Source organism: Deinococcus carri (assembly GCF_039545055.1).
GTDB lineage: Bacteria > Deinococcota > Deinococci > Deinococcales > Deinococcaceae > Deinococcus > Deinococcus carri.
The window spans coordinates 49,476-62,847 of the sequence record NZ_BAABRP010000007.1 but is presented as its reverse complement, the minus strand read 5'-3'; the positions used below and the strand labels follow the sequence as shown (position 1 = coordinate 62,847).

Annotated in this window: 9 protein-coding genes; 7 read left to right on the top strand and 2 right to left on the bottom strand. The window is 69.7% G+C overall.

What is annotated here, in order from left to right:
* The first annotated feature begins 52 nt into the window (after positions 1-52).
* The 3 genes from treZ to ABEA67_RS10525 all read left to right on the top strand — a co-directional run bounded on the left by treZ (position 53) and on the right by ABEA67_RS10525 (position 5,519).
* Positions 53-1,852: a malto-oligosyltrehalose trehalohydrolase gene (gene treZ, locus ABEA67_RS10535; RefSeq protein WP_345464891.1), complete on the top strand. Its 1,800-nt coding sequence runs from the start codon at positions 53-55 to the stop codon at positions 1,850-1,852.
* On the top strand, positions 1,849-4,692 hold the full coding sequence (gene treY, locus ABEA67_RS10530) for a malto-oligosyltrehalose synthase (RefSeq protein WP_345464889.1): 2,844 nt from the start codon (positions 1,849-1,851) through the stop codon (positions 4,690-4,692). The genes treZ and treY overlap by 4 nt, the downstream gene beginning before the upstream one ends.
* Positions 4,693-4,832: 140 nt before the next feature.
* Positions 4,833-5,519, top strand: coding sequence for a Bax inhibitor-1/YccA family protein (locus ABEA67_RS10525; protein ID WP_345464887.1), 687 nt, complete (start codon positions 4,833-4,835; stop codon positions 5,517-5,519).
* 106 nt (positions 5,520-5,625) lie between these two features.
* Here ABEA67_RS10525 and treS read toward each other — a convergent pair whose 3' ends face one another.
* On the bottom strand, positions 5,626-7,299 hold the full coding sequence (treS, locus tag ABEA67_RS10520) for a maltose alpha-D-glucosyltransferase (RefSeq protein WP_345464885.1): 1,674 nt from the start codon (positions 7,297-7,299) through the stop codon (positions 5,626-5,628).
* A 118-nt stretch (positions 7,300-7,417) separates the two neighbouring features.
* Here treS and mntC point away from each other — a divergent pair, with 118 nt between their 5' ends.
* The 4 genes from mntC to ABEA67_RS10500 all read left to right on the top strand — a co-directional run bounded on the left by mntC (position 7,418) and on the right by ABEA67_RS10500 (position 11,954).
* Positions 7,418-8,353, top strand: a complete 936-nt coding sequence (gene mntC / locus ABEA67_RS10515; RefSeq protein ID WP_345464883.1) for a manganese ABC transporter substrate-binding protein MntC — start codon at positions 7,418-7,420, stop codon at positions 8,351-8,353.
* Between the two features lie 120 nt (positions 8,354-8,473).
* Entirely contained in the window at positions 8,474-9,196 is a 723-nt protein-coding gene (gene mntA, locus ABEA67_RS10510; RefSeq protein ID WP_345464881.1) for a manganese ABC transporter ATP-binding protein MntA, read from the top strand.
* Between the two features lie 106 nt (positions 9,197-9,302).
* Positions 9,303-10,112 carry a manganese ABC transporter permease MntB gene (gene mntB / locus ABEA67_RS10505; protein WP_345464880.1) on the top strand — a complete coding sequence of 270 codons (810 nt, stop codon included), beginning with the start codon at positions 9,303-9,305 and terminating at the stop codon, positions 10,110-10,112.
* A gap of 240 nt (positions 10,113-10,352) precedes the next feature.
* Complete coding sequence (locus tag ABEA67_RS10500; protein WP_345464879.1) at positions 10,353-11,954, top strand: ABC-F family ATP-binding cassette domain-containing protein; 1,602 nt, start codon at positions 10,353-10,355, stop codon at positions 11,952-11,954.
* Positions 11,955-12,077: 123 nt separating this feature from the next.
* Here the strand turns inward: ABEA67_RS10500 and ABEA67_RS10495 are convergent, their stop codons facing one another.
* A complete protein-coding gene (locus tag ABEA67_RS10495; RefSeq protein WP_345464878.1) occupies positions 12,078-13,325 on the bottom strand; it encodes a TCR/Tet family MFS transporter in 1,248 nt (415 codons plus the stop codon).
* Positions 13,326-13,372: the final 47 nt, after the last annotated feature.

The following is a 13,372-nucleotide window of genomic DNA, read 5'->3' as shown; positions in this document are numbered from 1 at the left end:
CCCTGACCCGTTCGCCGCCGTCCATTCCCGGGGGGCGGCCAGGAGTTTTGCTATGACGACTTCCTCCCACCTTCCCCAGAATCCCCCCGACGCCGACAACCCCGCCACCCGGCTGGGCGCTCACCTCCTGCCGGACGGGGGAGGCACACGCTTCCGCGTCTGGACCACCACCGCAAGGGAGGTGGGCGTGCGCGTGGACGGCGCGGACCACCCCATGCCGGCGCAGGGGGACGGCATCTTCGAACTGATCCTGCCCGTGGGGGCCGGCGCGCGTTACCTGTTCCTGCTGGACGGCGTGCCCATCCCAGACCCCTACGCCCGTTTCCTGCCGGACGGCGTACATGGCGAGGCCGAGGTGGTGGACCTGCACGCCTACACCTGGCAGAACACGGAGTGGCGCGGCCTCCCGCTGGGCGAGTGCGCGTTCTACGAGCTGCATGTGGGCACCTTCACACCCGAAGGAACGTACCGGGCAGCGATGGAGAGGCTGCCGGAACTGAAGGCCCTGGGCGTTACCGCCATCGAGCTGATGCCGCTGGCGGCCTTTCCCGGCCAGCGCGGCTGGGGCTACGACGGCGTGGCCCTCTACGCCCCCTATGCGCCTTACGGCCGCCCGGAAGACCTGATGGTCCTGGTGGACGCGGCGCACGGCCTGGGCCTGGGCGTGTTTCTGGACGCCGTGTACAACCACTTCGGGCCGGACGGCAGCTACCTGAGCGCCTACAGCCCGCGCTACTTCACCGACCGCTTTTCCAGCCCGTGGGGGGCGGGGCTGGATTACGCCGAACCGCACATGCGCCGCCTGATCACCGGGAATGCCCGCATGTGGCTGCGTGACTACCGCTTCGACGGCCTGCGGCTGGACGCCACGCAGAGCATGTCCGACGATTCCCCCGTCCACATCCTGCGCGAACTGGCGGACGAGGTTCACCGGCTGGGCGGCACCCACCTCCTGCTGGCCGAGGACTACCGCAACCTGCCGGACATCGTCACCGAGTACCACCTCGACGGCATGTGGGTGGACGACTTCCACCACGAGGTGCGCGTCACGCTGACGGACGACCGCGACGGCTACTACGGCCCGTACCAGGGCGGCGCGGCGGCGTTGGCGAACGTCATCAACCGGGGCTGGGTGTTCGAGGGGCAGACCTGGCCGCTGGAGGATGTCCCGCGCGGCAAGCCCGCCGACGCGCTGAACTCGCCCTCCTTCGTTTACTTCATCCAGAACCACGACCAGATTGGCAACCGCGCGGTGGGCGACCGGATTCACCACCTCGAACGGGTCACGCCCGCCATGTTCCGGGGCGCATCCATGCTGCTGCTGAGCCTGCCCACCACGCCGCTGCTGTTCCAGGGCCAGGAGTGGGCCACCTCCGCGCCCTTCCCCTTCTTCAGCGACCATCACGGCGAACTGGGGCAACTGGTGAGCGAGGGCCGCAAGAAGGAATTCGGCCACTTCGAGGGCTTCAGCGGCGAGAACGTGCTGGACCCGCAGGCGGAGGCCACCTTCCAGATGGCGAAGCTGGACTGGACCGAGCGCGAGAGGGGCGAACACGCCCGCACGCTGGCCCTCTACCGCGACCTCCTGCACCTGCGCCGCGACGACCCCGTGCTGAAGGACCGCGAACGCCGGAATCTCAGTGCCGGAAGCGTCGGGGACGTGCTGTGGGTGCGCCACATCACCGACGCGGGCGAGCGGGTGCTCCTGTGGAACGTCGGCCGGGAAGTGGTGGACGCCCAGACCCTGAGTCTCCCCTTCCCCCTCCCTGCGGGCGTGCTGCGCCACTCGGAAGGCCGGGAGGAACCGCGCCTGGAACGCGGGGAAGCCGTGCTGCTGGGGACTGACACATGACCGCCCCCACGCCCCACGCCCCACAACCCACAACCCACCTCCCCTCCGCCACCTATCGCCTCCAACTGCACCGTGACTTCGACTTCGCGGCGGCCCGCCGGGTGCTGCCGTACCTGAAGCGGCTGGGCATCACGGACCTGTACCTCTCCCCGGTCTGGACGAGCGCGCCGGGGTCCACCCACGGCTATGACGTGACCGACCACGCGCGGGTGGACCCCGAACTGGGCGGCGAGGGGGGGCTGCGGCGGCTGGCGGCGCGGGCGCGGGAACTGGGCCTGGGCCTCATCGTGGACTTCGTGCCCAACCACATGGGCATCCAGGGCGGGCACAATCCGTACTGGGAAGACGTGCTGACCCACGGGCAGGCCAGCCGCTACGCGCACTTCTTCGACATCTCCTGGCAGCCGCTCAAGCGGGCGCTGGAGAACAAGGTGCTGCTGCCGGTGCTGGGCGACCAGTACGGGCGCGTGCTGGAGCGCGGCGAACTGCACCTGGGGCGGGAGGGCGGACGCTTCTTCCTCACCTACTGGGAACGCCGCCTGCCCCTCTCGCCGCGCACCCTCGCGCCGCTGCTGGAGGAGGTGGCGGGGCAACTCGACGCCGGGACGCCCGAGCAGGCCGAACTCGCCTCCGTCGCGCGGGCGGCGGGCAACCTCCCCCGCAGCGCGAGCGCCGACCTGACCGACGAGGACCGCCTGGCGCGGGCGCAGGAGGGCGAAGTCATCACCCGCCGTCTGGGGGCGCTGGCGGAAGCGTCCCCCGCAGTTCGCACGGCCCTGGGCCGCGTGGTGGAGGCCGTGAATGCCGACCCCGCCCGCCTCGACGCGCTGATTCAGGAACAGAACTACCGCCTGGCCTCCTGGCGGGTGGCGGCCGAGGAAATCAACTACCGGCGCTTTTTCGACATCAACGACCTCGCGGCGCTGCGGATGGAAGACCCGCGCGTGTTCGCCTGGGCGCACGCGAGGCTGCTCGAACTCGTCCAAGACGGCGTGGTGCAGGGCGTGCGGCTCGACCACACCGACGGCCTCTTCGACCCCGCGGGGTACTTCCGGGCGCTGCAACGCGGCGCGGCGGAGGCGCTGGGGCGCGAGTGGCGGGAGGGTGAGGCACTGCCCCTCTACGTGGTCGCGGAAAAGATTCTGGAACCCGGCGAGCGGCTGCCCGAGGACTGGGCGGTTCACGGCACCACCGGCTACGACTTCCTCGCGCAACTGAACGGCGTCTTCGTGGATCGCCAGAGCGAGGAGGAGCTGACGGCCATCTACCGCCGCTTCACCGGGGACCGCGAGAGCTACGGCGAACACCTCTACCGCGGCAAGCTGCTGATCCAGCGCGTCTCGCTGCCCGGCGAGGTGAACGTGCTGGCCGAGCATTTGGAACGCATCGCGGAAGCTGACCTGCGCTCGCGCGACTTCACGCTGGTGGCGCTGCGGGACGCCATCCGCGAGGTCATCGCCGCCTTCCCGGTGTACCGCACCTACGTGCGCCCCGACGGCTCGCGCGAGCCGGGCGACAACGCCAAGATTGAGCAGGCCGTCCGCGACGCGCGGGGCCACAGCCGCCAGGGCCAGCGCGACCTCGACCCCAGCCTCTTCGACTTTCTGGAGGCGGTCCTCAAGCTCGACGCGCCCGACGAGGCCACCCGCGAGCGCTACGCGGGCTTCGCGCTCAAGTTCCAGCAGCTCACCGGCCCGGTGACGGCGAAGGGGGCGGAGGATACAGCCTTTTACCGCTACGCGCGGCTGCTCTCACTGAACGAGGTGGGCGGCGACCCGGCGCTGTTCGGCACGCCCCGGCAGGCGTTTCACCGGGACGCGGCGCAGCGGGCGGAACACTGGCCCGGCTCCATGCTCGCGGGCAGCACCCACGACACCAAACGCGGCGAGGACACCCGCGCCCGCATCAGCGTGCTGTCGGAACTGCCGCAGACCTGGGCGGCGTACCTGAGCGCCTGGTCGCCCCTGATTCGGCCGCTGGAACGTTCCCTGGACCTGGGACCCGCCCCCACCGCGCTCGACGTCTACACCTTCCTCCAGTCCGCGCTGGGAGCCTACCCGCTGGACGGGCGGCTGGACGACTTCGCGGACCGCCTGAGCGCCTATGCTCTCAAGGCCGCACGCGAGGCCAAACTCCGCACGGGTTGGGCCTCCCCCGACGGCGAGTACGAGGAGGCGCTGGACGGCCTGGTGCGCGGGCTGCTGTCCGAGGAGCGGTTCGCGGAAAGCCTGCGCGAACTGCATACCCGTGTCAGCCCCTACGGCGCGCAGAACGGCCTCTCGGCGGCCCTGGTCCGCCTGACCGCCCCCGGCGTCCCCGACACCTACCAGGGGTCGGAGGGCTGGAACCAGAGCCTGGTGGACCCCGACAACCGCCGCCCGGTGGACTACGCCTGGCGCACCCGTCTGCTTGCCCGCATCGAGAAACGCCACGCGGGCGACGGCCTGCGGCTCGCCGGGGACCTCCTCGCGCGCTACGAGGACGGCGGCGTGAAGCTGCTGGTCACGTGGGCCGCCCTCCAGGCCCGCGCCGCCCACCCCGACCTGTTCCGGCAGGGCCGTTACCGCCCCATCGAGGCCGGGAAGTACCTGCTGGCCTTTGCCCGCGAACACGGGGACGAGGTGGCCGTGACCGTCGCCCCGCGCCTGACGTACACCCTCACCCGCGAGCGCACCCCCTGGGCACTGGGCGAGGTGTGGGGCAACCGCCAACTGACCCTCCCCCGCCCCGGCACCTACGAGAACGTGCTGACCGGCCAGCGCTTCCAGGCCAGGGGCGAGAAAATCCCGCTGGCGCGGGTACTGGAGGGGTTCCCGCTGGCACTGCTGGTGAGGAGGTAGGGAAGCCGCCAGCTTCCAGCAGCCAGCAACCAGTAGAGACTGCGGCTTTTGCTCAAGCTTCCTGCTGCTGGAAGCTGGCGGCAGGAAGCTGGCCGCTCCTCCGGGAACCTTTCCCCCCCATCCCCCGTATCCTGTCCCGTATGCAACTGACTGCCACAAGAACGGAAAATCTGGTCCGGACCTTCATGGCGCGGACGTACTCGTGGATGGCGGCGGGGCTGGCGCTGACGGCCGGGGTCGCGTACCTGACGGCGCAGAACGAGGCGCTGGCGTATCAGGTGATGCAGTTCCGGCTGCCGCTGGTGCTGGCGCAGCTCGCGCTGGTGTTCGTGCTGAGCCTGGCCGCGCAGCGCCTCAGCAGCGCCGTGGCGGGCCTGCTGTTCATCGCCTACGCCGCGCTGACCGGCCTCACCTTCAGCGCCCTGCTGTTCGCCTACAGCCCCAGTGCCGTCATCGCGGCCTTTCTGACCACGGCAGGCACCTTCGCGGCCATGAGCGTGGCGGGCTTCGTCATCAAGAAAGACCTCAGCGCGATGGGCCGCTTCTTCCTGTTCGCCGTGCTGGGCCTGTTCGTCGCCATGCTGGTGAACCTGTTCGTGGTGAGCAGCGCCCTGACCCTGGGCATCAGCATCGTCGGCGTGCTGCTGTTCGCGGGCCTGACCGCCTACGACACGCAGATGCTGCGCAACCTCGCCCTGAGCGGGGTCAGCGGCGAGATGGCCGAGCGGGCCGCTATCAACGGCGCGCTGGCCCTGTACCTCGATTTCATCAATATGTTCCTGTTTATCCTGCGGCTGTTCGGGTTCGCGGGGAGCAGCAGGGATTGAGGGAAGCAGCCAGCCGCCAGCTTCCAGCAGAAAGAAAAGCCCCGGCAAACGCTGGGGCCTTTTTGTTTGGGCTGGCCGCTGGTCGCTGGAAGCTGGCCGCTCCCCGCTATCTCACCCCCCCCAGCTTCAACCAGTAATAGTCGTACTTGCCCAGCGTCATCGGGTACACGCCGCCCTCCTCCACCACCGGGAAGTGGCTGCCCCCGGCGAGCGTGACAGGACGCTGGCCCACGTGCGCAGAGAGGTCGAGCTGCGCGGCCTGGGCGTTCCCGGCAAAGTTGCTGACAATCAGCAGGGTGTCGCCGTCGTGGTGGCGGGTGAAGGCCAGGACGGCGGGGTTGCCTGTCTCGATAAAGGTGAGGTCGCCGTACGCGAAGGCGGGGAGGTGGCGGCGCACCTCGAGCTGGCGGGACACCCAGTGCAGCAGGCTGCCGGGGTCCTGTTCCTGGGCGTTCACGTTCACGCGCTGGTAGCCGTACACCGGGTCCTGGTTGGGCGGAAAGAAACACTGCTCGGGCAGGGCGGTCGAGAATCCACCGCTGATGCCCGCGTTCCACTGCATCGGGGTCCGCACGCCGTTGCGGTCGGAGAGCGAGAGGTTGTCGCCCATGCCGATCTCGTCGCCGTAGTACAGGATGGGGCTGCCGGGCAGGGCCAGCAGCACGGTGGTCAGCAGCTCGATGCGGCGGCGGTCGTTGTCGAGCAGCGGCGCGAGGCGGCGGCGGATGCCCACGTTGATCTTCATGCGCGGGTCGGGCGCGTAGGCCGCGTACATGAAGGCCCGCTCGTCGTCGGTCACCATCTCCAGCGTGAGTTCATCGTGGTTGCGCAGGAAGGTCGCCCACTGGCCGAATCGGGGAATCTGCGGCAGGCGGCCCATGATCTCGCGAATGGAGGTGGTGTCCTCGCGCTTCAGGCTCATATACAGCCGGGGCATCACCGGGAAGTTGAAGCACATGTGGAACTCGGGGTTCGCCTCGGTGCCGAAGTATTCCACGACCTCCTCCGGCCACTGGTTCGCCTCCGCAAGCAGCAGGCGGCCCGGATATTCCTCGTCCACGACGCGGCGGAGATTCTGGAGGATGGCGTGCGTCTCGGGCAGGTTCTCGCAGTTGGTGCCCTCGCGCTCGATCAGGTAGGGCACGGCATCCACCCGGAAGCCGTCCAGCCCCAGGTCCAGCCAGAAGCGCAGGGCCGTGAGCAGTTCCTCCTGCACCTTGGGGTTGTCGTAATTGAGGTCGGGCTGCGACGAGAAGAAGCGGTGCCAGTAGTACTTGCCGGCCTGCTCGTCGTAGGTCCAGTTGCTCGTCTCGGTGTCGGTGAAGATGATGCGGGCGTCGGCGTATTCGGTGCCGGTATCGCTCCAGACGTAGTAGTCGAAGTACTCGTTGGGGCTGCCGTCGGGCAGGGTGGGGCCGCGCCGCGCCGCCTGGAACCACGGGTGGTCGGAGGAGGTGTGGTTGGTCACCAGGTCGCCGATCACGCGCAGGCCGCGGGCGTGCGCCTCGCGCAGGAAGACCTTGAAGTCGTCCAGCGTGCCCAGGTCGGGGTGAATGCCCACGTAGTCGGCCACGTCGTAGCCGTCGTCGCGCAGGGGGCTGGGGTACCACGGCAGCAGCCACAGGCAGTCCACGCCCAGATTCTTGAGATAGTCGAGCTTTCCGGTCAGGCCGGGAAAGTCGCCCTTGCCGTCGCCGTTGCCGTCGGCATAGGTGCGGACCGAGAGTTCGTAGAAGACGGCGCTCTTGTACCACTCGGGGAGGGGGGCAGCCTGCGTCATGGGGCGCAGTGTAAGCCGCCCCGTGGAATCGCTGCCAGGGGGGAGCGCCGGGACAGGGCCGCGGGGATGAGGAGGATTTCATCCAGAAGCCACCTCTTTTTGATAAAGATAAATCATTATGTGCCCCTGTCTTCCCACGCTTCCCCAACCGTCCCAAAGAGGACGCTTCTCAGCATCGCTTCTTCTAGCCGTTAGTCTCGCGGCTTGCGCCTCCCCATCAGCCCAGGCGGCGGCCCTCCCCGTCAGCGCGACGACCAGCATCCTCGGGGACTTCGTGAAGGTGGTGGGGGGCCAGCGCGTGCAGGTGAACGTGATTGTGCCCCCCGGCGGCGACACGCACAGTTTTCAGCCGACCACCGCCGCCATTCGCGGCCTGGCGGGGAGCCGGGTGCTGTTCGCCAACGGCGCGGGCCTGGAACCCTGGCTGCCGAAGCTGAAGGCGGCGGCTCCCCGCGTGCCGGTCAGGGAACTCACCGCGGGGCTGAGGCTGCACCCGCTCGGACCGGACAGCCACGGGCACGCCACACTTGACCCCCATGCCTGGTGGGACCCCACCCTCGCCGCTGGGTATGTCCGCAACGTGCAGACGGCCCTGACCCGGCTTGACCCGGCGGGCAAGGCCACCTACGCGAACAACGCCGCCGCCTACCTCAAGCAACTCGCGGCGGCGGACGCCTACGCGAAAGGGCAGTTCGCCCGCCTGCCTGCCGCCCGGCGGCAGCTCGTCACCAACCACGACAGCCTGCATTCCCTGGCGGCCCGCTACGGCCTGAAGGTCGTCGGGACCGTGCTGCCGGGCCTGAGTACCGAGCGCGAACCCAGCGCCCGCGAACTGGCCGAACTGGTGCAGACCGTCAAGAAAAGCGGCACGCGCGTCATCTTCACCGAGAACACCGTCAACGCCCGCCTCGCCCAGACCCTCGCCCGCGAAACCGGAGCGAAGGTCGCCCCGCCCCTCTACACCGACGCCCTCGGTCCGCAGGGCAGCGCGGGGGATACGTACCTGAAGGCGTTCCGGGCGAATGTGGACACGATTGTCAGGGCACTGAAGTAAGCGGTGCGCGGGATGCAGTACGCAGGAAAAGCTCTTTTACCGCGCACCGCGTCCTGCGACCCACGCCCCTTCTTGATTCCGCCCTCGCAATATCAACACTCCCCGCGCTATCCTGGCCGAATGCTGGGCGTGGAGAACCTGACGGTGCGGTACGGCGCACAGCCGGCGCTGGAAGACGCGAGCGTGCGCTTCGTGCCGGGGACCTTCAGCGCCATCATCGGGCCGAACGGGGCGGGCAAAAGCACGCTGCTGAAAACGCTGGTGGGTCTGACCACCCCGACCACGGGCGAGGTCGTCTTTACTGACGGCGGGAGCGTGCAGGACGACGTGGCCTACGTGCCGCAGCAGCAGACGCTGGACTGGGCCTTTCCCGTCACCGTCTGGGACGTGGCGATGATGGGCCGCACCGGGCGGGTAGGCTGGCTGCGCTGGCCGGGCCGCGCCGACCGCGAACAGGTCGCGGAGGCGCTGCGGCAGACCGGCGTGTACGACCTGCGCGGGCGGCATATCGGGGCGCTGAGCGGCGGGCAGCGGCAACGGGTGCTGCTCGCGCGGATGCTGGCGCGGGACGCGCGGGTGCTCCTGCTCGACGAACCGCTGACCGGGGTGGACGCTGGCACCCAGGAGCAACTGATGGCCCTGCTGCGCGCCCAGGCAGGCGAAGGCCGTGCCGTGGTCATGGTCACCCACGACCTCGAACAGGCCCGGCGCTGGTGCGACCACCTCGTGCTGGTCAACCGCCGCATCATCGCGGACGGCACGCCGGAAGAGGTCTACACGCCGCGCAACATCGAGGCGACGTTCAGCTCCAGCCACCTGGGGCATACCCATGCGGAGGCGTGATGCGGCCTGAACTGTGTCTAGAAGTCGAGGGATCGAGCGGTCGAGGCTGGCCTGCTCGACGCCTCGACGCCTGGACACCTCGACCTGCCACCGGAGGTGCCGCCTGATGCACTGGCTGACCGACCCCCTGCAATTCGACTTCTTCCTGCGGGCCATCGCGGCCGTGGTGCTGGTCAGTGTGCTGTGTGCGCTGGTGGGGGCATGGGTGGTGCTGCGCGGGCTGAGCTACATCGGGGACGCGATGAGCCACGCGGTGCTGCCCGGCATCGTGGGGGCGTTTCTGACGGGGGGGAACCTGCTCGTGGGGGCGCTGGCAGCGGCCGTGTTGACGGCGCTGGGCATCGGCGCGGTCGGCCAGCGCAGCGGGCTGAAGCAGGACAGCGCCATCGGCATCGTGTTCGTGGGGATGTTCGCGCTGGGCGTGGTGATGCTCTCGCGTGCCTCCACCTTCACCACCGACCTGAGCAACTTCCTGATTGGCAATCCGCTGGGGGTCACGCCCGGCGACCTGTGGGCGGCGCTGGGGGTCACGGTGGTCGTCGGCGTGCTGCTGACGGCGGTGCAAAAGGAACTGCTGCTGGCCTCCTTCGACCCCACCGAGGCGCGCGCCATCGGCCTGCCGGTGCGTGGGCTGAACAACCTGCTGCTGATCCTGATTGGCCTGGTGGTGGTGCTGACCGTGCAACTCGTGGGCACCACCCTCAGCGTGAGCCTGCTGATCACCTCCAGCGCCGCCGCCCGGTTGCTGGCCCGCAGCCTGAAGAAGATGATTCTGCTCGCCGCCCTGCTGGGCACGGTCGGCGGCGTGGCGGGGCTGTACCTCAGCTATTTCCTGAACACCGCGCCGGGCGCGACCATCGTGCTGGTCAACACGGCGATTTTTCTGCTGGCGCTGGTGCTGCGGCGGCGGGAGTGAGCCTCGGGAAAGCGCCGAAGGCTCATGCAGTGGCCGGAGGCCGTTCGATACGTCATCTGGCGCATCCCGCCCGCGTGGCCCCTGCCTTAGCCTGACCCCGACGGTCCGGGTTCCCCGGCGTCCCGCTTTCCTTCATTCCACGGAGTTCTCCAATCTTGCGCCACCTCCCCCTGCTCTGACTTTCGGCCTGAAGCCTCGTCCCGCCGCGTGTGGGACGGCCTCACCCGCAGGGGGTTGGTCTTGTTGTTGCGTTTGAAGGGGGTCGCCCGCGTGTATGGCGACCAGACGATTTTCGAGGATGTGGACCTGGAGGTCGGCGTGGGCGAGCGGCTCGCGCTGATCGGGGAGAACGGGAGCGGCAAAAGCACCCTGCTGCGCCTGATGGCGGGGACAGATGCGCCCGACGCGGGCACGGTGATGCGAGTGGGCCGCGTGGCCCTGCTGACCCAGCACGCCGACGGCGGAACAGGCACCGTGCTGGACGCGGTGACGCCAGAAGACCTGCGCTCGGCACAGAAAGCGTTCGACGGGGCATCGGCCCGACTCCCCGAGGGCACCGACGAGGCGCTGAATGCCTTCGCGGAAGCCGAGGAAGCGTACCGCCTGGCAGGGGGCTATGACTTCGGGGTGCGGGCGGCGGGCGTGCTGCACGGTCTGGGGCTGGATCCGCAGGCGCAGGCGGCGCGGCTCTCCGGCGGGCAGACCCGGCGGGTGATGCTGGCCCGGCTGCTCCTCTCCCCCGCCGACCTGTACCTGCTGGACGAACCGACCAACCACCTGGACGCGGGCGGCGCGGCGTGGCTGGAAGGCTGGATTCGCGCCAGTGACGCGGCCTTTGTCCTCGCCAGCCACGACCGCGCCTTTCTGGACGCCGCAGCGACCCGCACGGCGGAACTGGAACGCGGGCGGCTGACGGTCTACCCCGGCGCGTACACGGCCGCGATGGAGTTGAAGGCCGCGCTGCGGGAGGCGCAGGCGCGCGATCACGCGGCCTACAAACGCCGGCGGGAGGCGCTGGACGAGGAACAGCGGCGGCGGGCCAGCAAGGCAGCGGCGGGTTTCAACCGCAACCGCGCGTCCGACGGGGACAAGATGCTGGCGGGCCGCAAGGCCGAGTGGGGCCAGAAGGTCCACGCCGCCCGCGCCAGGGCACTGGCAACCCAGATCGAACGCCTGGACACCCACGCCGCCGAAAAGCCCTACCAGGACCGCCGCACCGTCCGCCTCGACCTCCCGGACGCCCCACCCGGCCCCGCCGAGGTGCTGACCGTCCGCGACCTGAGCGCGACGCGCGGCGGGCAGGCGGTGCTGTCGGGCGTCCGCCTGGACGTGCGCCGGGGCGACCGTATCGCCCTGACCGGACCCAACGGCGGCGGCAAAAGCACGCTGCTGGCGGCCCTGCTGGGCCAGATGCCCCACATGGGCGAGGTCCACTGGGGCCAGGGCCTGTGCCTCTACGCGGCGGGCCAGCACGGCGAGGAACTCGCGGGCCTGGGGACGGTCGGGGAGGCGCTGCTGAACGCGAATCCCGCCCTCACGCCGCACCAGCTCCACGAGGTCGCCGCGCAGGTGCAGCTTCCGGGTCCCGCTGTTCCCCTCGCGGGCCTGTCGGGCGGGCAACGCACCCGCCTGAGCCTCGCGCGCCTGAACGTGACGCGGGCGCAGGTGCTGGTGCTGGACGAACCCACCAACCATCTGGACCTCCCCGCGATTGAGGCGCTGGAAGGCCTCCTCCTCACCTTCCCCGGCACGGTGCTGCTCGCCAGCCACGACCGCACGCTGGTGGGCCGGGTGGCGACACGGGTGTGGGAGGTGGGCAGGGGCGGGGTGGCCGAGGACTAGGAGCGGCGCTCCGTTGCGTTGCCGCGCGTTCTGGGCGTCCACTCCACTGCGCGCCGCCCTTTTGGCGCTTCTCGCTTCGCTCGGAAAGGTCGCCAAAAGGCGGCAACCTTTCTGCGCCCCGCCCTAATCCCCATTCACCTCGCCTGGTACCCCCGCCCTCTGCCCAGGCATCCGCCGCAGCACCGCCCACACCAGCAGCGTGCCGAGGACGGCAAAGGCCGCGCCCATCAGGAACGCCGCACCGGGGAGGCGCACCCCCGCGCCGCCCCCGTTGAAGTACGCGAACACGGCCGTGGCGAGAATCGGCCCCACCACACCCACCAGGCTGTTGAGACTGGTGATGGCCCCCTGCACCCGGCCCTGCTCGGTCTCGCTGACCTGGCGGCTGATCAGGCCCTGGATGGCCGGGTTGGCGAGGCCGCCCAGCGCGCCGAAGATCAGCGAGAGGTACAGCAGGAAGGAGGTGCGCGCGAAGCTCAGCACCAGGAACTCCCCGACCGACATGACCAGACCCAGCAAGATGGTGCGCCGCTCGCCCAGCACCGCCATCGCCCGGCCAATCAGTCCCGCCTGCACACCCGCCGTCAGCAGGCCGAAGAACGCGAGGGCCACGCCGTTCTGGGCCGGGGACCAGTTCAGCACCCCCTCGGTGTACAGCACCCAGGTGCTGAAGATGGTCTGTCCCGCCAGCCCCAGCAGCACGAAGGTGCCCGCGAGGTTACGCGTGATGGGGTACTCGCCCAGGGCCTTGAGCGGCGTGAAGGGATTGAGCGCGCTGCGGCTGAGCCGCCGGCCCCGCGCCGAGGCGGGCAGCGATTCGGGCAGCACCAGGAGGCCGTACAGAAAGTTCAGCCCCGTGAGGCCCGCCGCCGCCAGGAACGGCAGCCGCAGCCCGAAGTCGCCCAGCAACCCGCCCAGCGCCGGTCCCAGGATGAAGCCCAGCCCGAAGGTGGCCCCCAGCAGCCCGAAGTTCTTCGCGCGGTCCTCGGGCGGCGACACGTCCGCGATGTAGGCGTTCGCCACCGTCAGGCTCGCGCCCGTCACCCCGGCCACGAGGCGGCCCAGCAGCAACCACCCCAGGCTGGGCGCGAAGTACAGCAGCACGTAGTCGAAGGCCATGCCCAGCAGGCTCAGCAGCAGCACGGGCCGCCGCCCGTAGCGGTCCGAGAGCGTGCCCAGAATCGGCGCGCACAGAAACTGCATCACCGCGTAGGCCGACGTCAGCCAGCCGATGAAGCGCGCCCCTGCCGCCTCCGACCCCGCCAGTTCCTTGACCAGCCCCGGCAGCACGGGAATGATCAGGCCAATGCCCATCACGTCAATCAGGGCGGTCGCCAGAATAAAGATGAGGGCCGCAGGACGTTGACGCATAACGGCTCACTCTACGCGCTGCATATCAGGGGCGGGATAGCGCGACT